This is a genomic window from Pseudomonas sp. C1C7, from assembly GCF_013359595.1.
Taxonomy (GTDB): Bacteria; Pseudomonadota; Gammaproteobacteria; order Pseudomonadales; family Pseudomonadaceae; genus Aquipseudomonas.
Genome location: NZ_JABFMP010000072.1, coordinates 1 through 9,789, shown reverse-complemented (window position 1 = coordinate 9,789; position 9,789 = coordinate 1). Strand labels below are relative to the sequence as shown.

At 61.8% G+C, this 9,789-nt stretch carries 11 protein-coding genes; 8 read left to right on the top strand and 3 right to left on the bottom strand.

What is annotated here, in order from left to right; genetic code table 11:
- Positions 1 to 200 precede the first annotated feature (200 nt).
- Positions 201 to 614, bottom strand: coding sequence for a response regulator (locus HNO86_RS29845; RefSeq protein ID WP_175380526.1), 414 nt, complete (start codon positions 612 to 614; stop codon positions 201 to 203).
- A gap of 81 nt (positions 615 to 695) precedes the next feature.
- Complete coding sequence (locus HNO86_RS29840; protein ID WP_175380525.1) at positions 696 to 902, bottom strand: Flp family type IVb pilin; 207 nt, start codon at positions 900 to 902, stop codon at positions 696 to 698.
- Between the two features lie 323 nt (positions 903 to 1,225).
- Here HNO86_RS29840 and cpaB point away from each other — a divergent pair, with 323 nt between their 5' ends.
- Genes cpaB through HNO86_RS29800 form a run of 8 tightly spaced genes read left to right on the top strand, consistent with a single transcriptional unit; the run spans position 1,226 to position 8,730 of the window.
- Entirely contained in the window at positions 1,226 to 2,179 is a 954-nt protein-coding gene (cpaB, locus tag HNO86_RS29835; RefSeq protein ID WP_175380524.1) for a Flp pilus assembly protein CpaB, read from the top strand.
- Between the two features lie 22 nt (positions 2,180 to 2,201).
- The gene (locus HNO86_RS29830) at positions 2,202 to 3,464 is read left to right on the top strand and encodes a type II and III secretion system protein family protein (protein WP_175380523.1); all 1,263 of its coding nucleotides are present in this window, start codon (positions 2,202 to 2,204) and stop codon (positions 3,462 to 3,464) included.
- A complete protein-coding gene (locus HNO86_RS29825) occupies positions 3,461 to 4,648 on the top strand; it encodes a pilus assembly protein (protein WP_175380522.1) in 1,188 nt (395 codons plus the stop codon). The genes HNO86_RS29830 and HNO86_RS29825 overlap by 4 nt, the downstream gene beginning before the upstream one ends.
- Positions 4,645 to 5,925 carry a CpaF family protein gene (locus tag HNO86_RS29820; RefSeq protein ID WP_175380521.1) on the top strand — a complete coding sequence of 427 codons (1,281 nt, stop codon included), beginning with the start codon at positions 4,645 to 4,647 and terminating at the stop codon, positions 5,923 to 5,925. Before HNO86_RS29825 ends, HNO86_RS29820 begins: the two co-directional genes overlap by 4 nt.
- Positions 5,926 to 5,934: 9 nt before the next feature.
- Positions 5,935 to 6,819 (top strand): type II secretion system F family protein, encoded by an 885-nt coding sequence (locus HNO86_RS29815; protein WP_175380520.1) that lies wholly within the window; start codon positions 5,935 to 5,937, stop codon positions 6,817 to 6,819.
- 8 nt (positions 6,820 to 6,827) lie between these two features.
- Complete coding sequence (locus HNO86_RS29810; protein WP_372242577.1) at positions 6,828 to 7,706, top strand: type II secretion system F family protein; 879 nt, start codon at positions 6,828 to 6,830, stop codon at positions 7,704 to 7,706.
- Positions 7,707 to 7,729: 23 nt separating this feature from the next.
- Complete coding sequence (locus HNO86_RS29805) at positions 7,730 to 8,443, top strand: tetratricopeptide repeat protein (protein ID WP_175380518.1); 714 nt, start codon at positions 7,730 to 7,732, stop codon at positions 8,441 to 8,443.
- 11 nt (positions 8,444 to 8,454) lie between these two features.
- Entirely contained in the window at positions 8,455 to 8,730 is a 276-nt protein-coding gene (locus tag HNO86_RS29800) for a DUF3613 domain-containing protein (protein WP_175380517.1), read from the top strand.
- 116 nt (positions 8,731 to 8,846) lie between these two features.
- Here the strand turns inward: HNO86_RS29800 and HNO86_RS29795 are convergent, their stop codons facing one another.
- Entirely contained in the window at positions 8,847 to 9,140 is a 294-nt protein-coding gene (locus HNO86_RS29795) for a DUF6124 family protein (protein WP_175380516.1), read from the bottom strand.
- Between the last annotated feature and the right edge of the window lie 649 nt (positions 9,141 to 9,789).

Sequence of the window (9,789 nt, the reverse complement as noted above, 5' to 3'; positions counted from 1 at the left end):
CCCCCGGATGAATGCCGGAGCGAAGGGATCCCGAGCTTTAGCGAGGGACCGAACGTTGGGGCAAGACTTTTTGGTTACTTTTGGGGCGTTTGCCAAAAGTGACCCGACCGTCAGGGCGGAACCGACAGCCGCCGCGCCCGCAGCAACGGATATGTACACAGTCAAAAAGCTCGCGAGCAGGCTCGCTCCCACAAAAAAACTCAGGAACCGCTGGCCCGCACATCCGGCAACGGAAACAAATTGTTCAAAGTCTCCAACAACCTGACGTGATAAATCGGCTTGCGAAACAGATCCAGCACATGCAGCCGCAACATGTCACTGACATCCTCCATATCCGCATGCCCCGACGTCACGATCACCGGCAAATGCTGACGCGAAGTGTGCTCGCGCAAGCGCTTGATCAGCGACATGCCACTCTCTTCCGGCATGCGCAGGTCAGTGATGACCAGCGCAATATCCGGATGACGCGTCAAGTGATGCAACGCCAGCTTCACCGACGTCGCGGTAAAACAATTGAAGCCCTCCCCCTCCAGCAACTCCGCCAACTCGAGCAAGGCATCCTCTTCGTCATCGACCAGAAGAAGTTGTTGGCGTGAAAGCACAGGAGAGTTCATGGGCAACACCGTTAATGGACTTAGCGCTGACATTAGAACCCACCCGCTACATTGGCAAGTTGGCGACAGGTACGCTGAAAGTTACTCCAACCCTTCTTTGATCTTGGTGAATATGGTTGAAACTGAATCGCCAATATCGGAGGTAAACCCAACAATCACGACCGCCACCATCGCCGCCACAATCGCGTACTCAATACCCGAAGCGCCCTCGGTATCCCTGACCAACTTCTTGCAATGAGCAAAAATCACTTGCGATTTGACCTTCTGAACCAGCTTCGAAAAAGACATGACCGATCTCCTTGAACGACCAGGATGTTGCAAAAGCGCAACATGATTCCCCTATGCCAGCATCAGCATTGTCGGCATTCCGCCCCCCAACAACTGTAATAACGGATTAATCACAAAGTATTAGCCGACCGCTTGGCGCCAAAAACATGGCCTTTCGTCGTAATCATTTACTTTTTATGGTTTTTTTCCGCTCCGTAATGGCGTTTTGCTTTAGCTGCGCTACGTTCAAATAGCGAAATAGTTCAATGTTCATAACTGCCAGATGCGAAGTTTTCTCGTTGGGAAAAACGAGGTTTTAGAGCAGCAGGAAAGGGAGAGCCGTCATGAACAGCCGTATCATTCTGAGCCTTGCCGGACTGTCATTGGTGGGCGCTGTCATTGCCGGTTACTGGGGGCTCACGCTAACCCGTCAACCCGCCCCGACACCCGTCGCACAAATCGCCGACACCCCAGCACCCGCCGCTCCCCAAACCGTTGCCGCACAGGCAGAAGACACCACCCGCCATCCCGTCGTGGTGCTGCAGCGTGACATCGCCCCCTTCACTAAGATCACCGCCGACGACGTCGCTCTGGAAAAACTCCGCACCGTCCCCGCCGGCAGCCTGACCAGCCTCGATCAAGCCATCGGCCGCACACCGTGGCGCGCCCTCAAGGCCGGCAGCTGGCTCAACGACGAAAGTTTCGAAGCCGGCGGCAGCCTGGCGCGGATGATTCGCCCCGACGAGCGCGCGCTGGCCGTGGCCGTGGACGAAGTGGTCAACGCCGGCGGACAACTCACGCCCGGTGACTATGTCGATGTATTGCTGTTTCTACGCATGGACACCAGCAACCCGCAGGCCTCCTCCCAGCTGGTAATCCCGGCCCTGCGCGTACTCGGCGTGGGCGAGCAGATGGGCCTGACCAACGACGGCCAACCCGCCAATCCGGCCCACAGCAACGACGACAGACTGCGCCAGGAACAACAGCGCGCCAGCGCCCGCACCGTGCTGCTGGCCGTGCCCGAACCGCTGATCAGCCGGCTGATGCTCGCCGCGCAAGCCGGGGTGCTACGCCTGGCCGTACGCAGCGCCGAGGAAAACCGCCTGGCCCGCTACTGGGCCGGTGAAAGCGATTCGGCGGCCAACCTGGCCAATGCCGACCGCGAACTGATCCAGTTCAACGAGCTGGCCATGACCCCGCCGCCGAAAAATGTCATGGCCATCGGCGCCTCCACAACCGCGCGCAAAGCGGCTGTGGAAGTCATCCGCGGCAATGAAATCACGCAAAAGAATCCCTGAAACAGAGCAAGGACGCCCTTAGATGCGCAGACGTTTTGTGCCGTTGTTCAACGGTTTGATCTGGGCCACCTTGATCAGCGGCGTGCCGGCGACGGCAGCCCTGGCGGCAAGCGCCAATTGTTCCGCGCTGGGCCCGATGCCGGCCACGATGGAGGTCGGCGAGGGAATGCAACAGGAAGTCCAGTCGCCGGTAACCATTACCCGAATCGCGGTGGGCGACCCGAAAATCGCCGACGTGCGGGTCAACGGCAACGACGCCTTCCTGCTCACTGGCATGGCCCCCGGCGCCACCAGCCTGATGGTCTGGACGCCCTGCGCCGGCACGCCGCGCCAGAGCATGGTGTTTGTGAAAGGTCGCGCCACTGCCGCCATGACCACCGCCACCCGCCTGCCCTCCGATGAACCGGCGCTGCCCTCGCAGGTGCAGACCGACATCCGCTTCGTCGAGGTCAGCCGCACCAAGCTCAAGGAAGCCAGCACCTCGATCTACGGCAAGTCCTCCAACTTCCTGTTCGGCTCCCCTGGCACCGTGCCCAACACCGCCGTGACACCACGGGTGCTGCCGCTGCGCGATCTCGATCCGCGCATCGCTGTGCCGAGCATTCCGCTGGCCAACGACATGTACAACATCGTCGCCGGTGGCGGTAACTTCCTGGCGATCATCAATGCCATGGAAGGCAGCGGCTTCGCCTACACCCTGGCACGTCCCAGCCTGGTGGCCTTGAGCGGACAGAGCGCCAGCTTCCTGGCCGGCGGTGAAATCCCGATCCCGATCCCCAGCGCCAACAGCAACAGCTACTCCATCGAATACAAGGAATTCGGTATCCGCCTGACGCTGACGCCGACGGTAGTCAGCAACGACCACATCGCGATCAAGGTCGCGCCCGAAGTCAGCGAGCTGGATTACAACAACGCCGTGACCATCGGCGGCACCACCGTGCCGGCCTTCACCATTCGCCGCACCGACACCAGCATCTCCCTGGCCGATGGCGAAAGCTTCGTCATCAGCGGCTTGATCAGCACGCAAAACACCTCGCAGGTGAACAAGTTTCCCGGCCTTGGCGACATTCCGATTCTCGGCGCGTTTTTCCGCAGTTCCTCGATCAACCGCGAAGAGCGCGAACTGCTGATGATCGTCACCCCGCACCTGGTCCAGCCGCTGGCGGTGAACGCGAAGTTGCCGTCGTTGCCGGGTGAAAACCTGCGCAACTACGACCCCAACTGGTATCGCCTGTACTTCCTTGAAAACGGTGATTTCGATAAACGCAGCGGGCTATCGCAATGAGCCAGAACCTGAGCCAGACCTTCCTCGCGATCACGCGTAGCAGCACCGACCTTGAATGGCTGCAAGGCGCCCTCGCACCGATGGGCCAGGTGGTCAGCGCCCCGGGCGACAGCCTCGACGAGCTGCTGGCGCTGGTTGAGGTGACCTTCGCCAGCCTGGTGTTCGTCGGCCTTGATCGCGAACATCTGGTGGCCCAGTGCGCGCTGATCGAAGGCGCGCTGGAAGCCAGGCCGATGCTGGCCATCGTCGCGTTGGGCGACGGTATGGACAATCAGTTGGTGCTCAATGCCATGCGTGCCGGTGCGCGGGATTTCGTCGCCTACGGCTCGCGTTCCAGTGAAGTCGCCGGGCTGGTGCGGCGGTTGGGTAAACGCCTGCCGCCAGTGGCGCCGAACACCCAGCTGGGCGGCCTGACAGTGCTGTACGGGGTACAGAGCAACGCTGACGGCGCGCTGCTCGCCAACCACATGGCGCAGGTGGTGCAGAAGAGCGGCCAGCAAACCCTGCTGCTGGATCTGGGGTTGCCTCGCGGCGACAGCCTGGCGTTGCTGGGTCTGGAGAGTTCGTTCTATTTCGGGGATGCGCTGCGCCACGTGCGCCGCCTCGATGCGACCCTGATCGACAGCGCCTTCACCCGCTGCGAAGTCGGCCTGCGCATCCTCGCCTACGCCAGCAACGACGAGCCGCTGGAGCACACCAGCGCCGCCGAGCTGTACATGCTGCTCAGCGCCCTGCGCCAACACTTCCAGCACATCGTGGTGAACCTCACCGGGCAACCGGATAGCGAGGCCCTGCGCACCTTCGTCAGCCATTGCGACAAGCTGCTGTGGTACACCGACCAGAACGTGATCGACTGCCGACGCAACCTCGCGGTGCTCAATCTGTGGCGGGAAAAAGGCATGAAACTCGATCACGCCAAACTGCTGGTCGACCGCTATCTGCGCAGTGTCGCGCCGGACTCCGATGCCCTGGGCAAAAGCTTCGGCATGGAAATCATCGCCACCCTCGCCTACAGCCCCGAGGTGCGCCTGAATGCCAAGAACCAGGGCGTCACCCTGTTCGAACTGGCGCCCCGGGAAGTGCTTACCCAAAGCCTGAAAACCCTCGGCGAACGCCTGGCCAAGCGTTCCGAAAACCTGGCCAAACCCAAGTCCTGGTTCAGTCGCTTGCGAGGTACCCCATGAGCGCTGAAAAACTCTTCGGCGGCCCCCAGCGCGGGGTGGCCGGCAACACCGACCATGAAGGCCTGAAACTGGTGCTGCACCGCTACATCATCGACGCCATCGAGGAGTCCGGCAAAAACCTGCTGGAAGGCTCGCGGCAGGTGCTGTCGCAGTTCGTCGTCGACAAAGTCGCCGAGTACATCGCGCGTTTGCACCTGGCGATTTCCCGCTATGAGATGGAGCGGCTGGCCGAAGAGATCGTCGACGAACTCACCGGTTTCGGTCCGCTGGAGGTTCTGTTACGCGATCCGGCGGTGACCGAGATTTTGGTCAACGGCCCACACCGGGTGTTCATCGAGCGCGACGGTTTGCTGCATCAGAGCGATCTGCGGTTTATCGATGCCCATCACGTGGAGCGGGTGATCCAGCGCATTCTCGCGCCGCTGGGGCGCCGGCTCGACGAGTCCTCGCCCATGGTCGATGCGCGCCTGCCGGATGGCAGCCGGGTCAACGCGATCATTCCGCCGATTGCCCTGGATGGCCCCTGCCTGTCGATTCGCAAATTCCGCCAGGACATGCTCAAAAGCACCGATCTGATGGCCATGCAGACCATCGATCAGGCGATCTATGAATTTCTTCAGGACGCCGTGGGCAAGCGCTGCAACATCCTGATCAGCGGCGGCACCGGCACCGGCAAGACCACGTTGCTGAACATCCTCAGCCAGTTGATCAACCCTCACGAACGCCTCGTCACCATCGAAGACGTCGCCGAATTGCAGCTCGGCCACCCTCACGTCGTGCGCCTGGAAACCCGGCCGCCGAATGCGGAGGGCCATGGCGAGGTCAAGGCCAGCGACCTGATTCGCAACGCCCTGCGGATGCGTCCGGACCGGATCATCCTCGGCGAGATCCGCGGCGTCGAAGTGGTCGATGTGATGACCGCGATGAACACCGGCCACGACGGTTCCATGAGCACCGTGCACGCGAACAACGCCCAGGATGCGCTGTTGCGCCTGGAAACCCTGGTCGGCCTGACAGGGCGCAGCATCGCCGAGCGCACCTTGCGCCAGATGATCTGCGCGGCGCTGGACGTGGTGATCCAGTTGACGCGCATGCCCGACGGCCGCCGCTGCGTCAGCGAAGTGGTGGAGGTGGTTGGCGTGCGCGAGGACGTGTATGTGACCAATACCCTGTTCCGTCTGGACCGGCGCAGCGGCTTCGGTTTCCTGCGCGAGGCGGTGAATCCGGCGGGCGACAAATTGCGCCGCGACTCGCACTTTTCCCCCTCGACGTACTGAGGCCACGGCATGCTCAAACCCCTGCTGCTGATCCTGGTTTGCCTGGCCTTGCTCGGGCTGTCGGTGCGCCTGTTCCTGCGCGGCTTGCGCCAACCCGGCACCGAGCGCGCGCTGGAGCGCCTGACCCGCGGGCAGCCGGAACCGGTGACGCAGAAAAACTCGTGGGCCGGTCTGGAACGCGCCTTTTTGCGGGCCGGCCTGGGCCGACCCACGGAGCGCCTGGGGCTGTGGCTCACGCTGTGGGGGTTGGGTGCACTGCTTGGATTGATGCTCGGCGGCTGGCTTGGGTTGCTCCTGCTCGCCGTGCTGCCGCCGCTGCTGGTGCGAATGTATGTCCAGTGGCGTTATCAGCGCAGGCTGCGGCGCATGGTCGAGCAACTGCCGCCGCTGCTCGATCACACCGTGCGCAGCCTGAAGTCCGGTCGCACCCTGGCCGATGCGGTGCTCGGCGCCATCAACGCCTCTGAAGATCCGCTCCGGGATGCCATGGGCCGAGTGCAGCGCAGCGTGCAGTTGGGCGTCAGCCTGCCGGATGCCGCGACGGACTTTGCCGAGCTGTACGACAAGGACGAACTGCGTCTGTTCGCCCTGGGATTGAAGGTCAACCATCGCTACGGCGGCAATGCCAGCGAGCTGCTGGAAAACCTGATGAAGATGATCCGCGAGCGCGAGCAGGCGGCTCGTCAGTTACGCGCCATGACCGGCGAAACCCGGGTCACGGCAGTGGTGCTGGCGCTGTTGCCGGTATCGGTCGCCGGTTACTTTCTGATCACCAATCCGAAATACCTGATGAGCATGTGGAACGATGGCTCGGGGCAGATGATGCTGGTCAGCGCCCTCGGCTTGCAGGTGTTCGGCTGCCTGGCGCTGTGGCGGATGTTGCGAAGCCTATGAACCCATCGATGCTGCTCAGCTCGCTGCTGTTTCTGACCGCGTCCCTGCTGCTGGTCAGCGTGGTATTGGAACTGCGTCGCCGGGCGCGCCAGGTGGTGCAACGCCTGGACGGCAAGGCGCCGAGCGAACCGCGCTTGAGCCAGTGGCTGCATGCATTGGGCGCCAGCCGGCTCGGACAGCGCACGGCCAGCCTGGATAACGAAACCCAGACCCTGCTCAACTGCCTGGGCTGGCGCACCGCGCGCAAACGCACCTATTTCGCCGCGTTCCAGGTGGGCGTTCCGCTCGCGGCGCTGCTGCTGAGTCTGTTGATCCAGGCGCTGTTTTTTCCACAGACGAGCAATCACTGGATCGCTCCGACCTTCGCGGTCGGCATCGGTTATCTACTGCCCAAGCGTCTGCTGGCGGCCGCCGCACACAACCGGCAAAAGCAACTGGCGGTCGAGATTTCCACCTTCATTGCGCTGCTGCGCATCCTGTTCGAATCGGGCATGGCGGTGGAGCAGTCCCTGCGCGTGCTGAGCAACGACGGCAAACAACTGCTGCCGGTCCTGACCCATGAATTGCGCCTGGTATTGGCGCGGGTTGATTCGGGCCTGGAACTGGGCGAGGAACTGCACAAGGCCAGCCGCCTGATGGCGGTGGATGAGTTCACCGACACCTGCGTGATCCTTCAACAGTTGCTGCATCAGGGCGGCGGCGCCATGAAGTCGCTGCTGTCGCTCAAGCAGTTGCTCGATGACCGGCGCATGACGCGTCTGCAGGAATACATTTCCAAGATGTCCGCGAAAATGTCCGTCGTGATGATGCTGTTCCTCTTCCCGGCGTTGTTGATCGTACTGGCCGGCCCGGGCTTCACCGCCCTGACGCGCGCCTTTGCTTCCTAGCTTTGCTTGCTGGAGGAAATCTGATGAAAGCATTGATAGCCGGTTTGAGTCTGCTGATGCTGGGCGGCTGCGCGAGCACCGGCCAGACACCCTGGAGCGCCCTGACCGATTCGGCCAGCTGCGGCAAATTGAGTTCCGAACAGCAACTGGCGATGAACCTCGCCGACGACATGGCCAGGGACGGCAAGCTGCACGCGAGCCTGGCCAATCTGGAAAATCTGCCGGGCAACATGGCCGATGTGCGCCTGCGCAAGGCCAAGGTGTATCGCCTGCTGGGCCGCAGCGAAGCCGAACCCTTGTACAAAAGCCTGCTCGGCGGTTGCATGGCCGCCGAAGCCGAACACGGCCTGGGCCAGCTCGCCGCGGCCCGCGGTGACAACGGTCAGGCCCAGGCGCATCTGCAACGGGCCGCACGCCTGGCCCCCACCGACGAAAAAATCCGCAACGACCTGGGCGTGGTCTACCTCAATCAACTGCGCCTGGAAGACGCCCGCTTCGAATTCCTCACCGCCATGGAGCTCAAGCAGAGCGACACGCTGGCCGCGCTGAACATGGTCACCTTGCTGATCTACCAGGACGACTGGAGCCGCGCCGCCGAACTGGTCAGCCGCGCCGGCCTGAGCCCGACCCAGGTCACCGAAGCCCAGGCCCGCGCGGAAAAACTCAAATCCCCGGCGAAACCTTCCCCAACCGCCGCCGCACAAGTCGCCGCCGTCGCCACCCCGGCACTTCCGTAGGAAGCAACTCCATGAAACCCACCATCCTCTGCTGCCTCACCCTGCTGGCCCTGCCCCTCACCAGCCAAGCCATCGACCCCGGCCCCGCGTCGCCCCAACAGCAGCAAACCGAACTCTGGCTGCAACTGCAAAGCACCAACACCCTCGCCTCCCCCAAACTCCAGACCGCCACCGCGACAGAACGCGAACTGGCGATGCAGCGTTGGCTGAAGAGCTACCAGCATGAGATTCCGGAGTTCTTTGATCAGTATGAGGGTGGGAAAGTGGATAGTGGGTCGGGGGAATAAAAGCTGCTACATGGGGTACGTACTTTTCTGTAGGAGCTGTCGACTGGAACGAGGCTGCGATCTTTCAAGATCAAAAGATCGCAGCCTTCGGCAGGTCCTACACGGGATTGGTGCAATCAGGGCGGATCGAGATTATCCAGCGCCCGATTCACCGCCAGCTCACTCAACATGATCACCTGCACAATCCCCAACAGGGTGCAGCGCTGCGAGCCCTCCAGGAATGTCGCGAAATCACTGGCCATGACACTGGCAGAAGCGAGCGACTCTGAGGCGTGTGCCAGCAGGGTTTCGGTGCTGATGTCGGGGGCGATTCTGAAGATATGGCTTGGGGTGTGGGATGGGATTTTGGGCGTCAGGAGTGTGTAGGCGACAGATTCTGATTCGGGGGGATTTGGGGTTGGTTTGATCATTTGTGAATCTCCATTCGTAAGCAGGAGTTCACCCTCACTGCGACCAAGCAGATGGGTGGCGAACTGTACGCAGGTTGGTCGACCAGGGAATGGAACCCGGCAGGGCCAAAGCCCTCCCGCGCACAGCTCGCCATAAGCAAGCACAAAAAAACCGCTCGCGCGGTGCTGTGCGCCATTCTAAACCCGGGCGACCAAACCCGATCACTGATTTTGCAGCGACAAGCAAAAGGCTAGAGAGCCCACTTCCGACGGGCAACCTGAAAAACATGTGGGAAAGTTCCGGTTTTTTTATCGGTCAATAAACATCTTTGCCCCATTGTCCGCCATCGCGAGCAAGCCTTGCTCCTACGGGGCTGGTGGTTGAATGCACATTAGAGAACGACCAAGACCGGTGTAGGAGCTGTCGAGTGGAACGAGGCTGCGATCTTTCAAGATCAAAAGATCGCAGCCTTCGGCAGCTCCTACACGGGACCGCGAACCGCAGTCAGGTCGAGTGTCAGCTCGCCTCAAGCGCTTTTGCTTTGGCTTTTGCTTTTGATCCACCCGCCCCGTCGGCAGGCTGAGCGGAGGCATTTATCCGGGGGTGAGGCGCGTAGCGCCGTGCGGCGAAGCCGCACACATCGAGAGGAGGTGCAGCGAAGCAAACCGG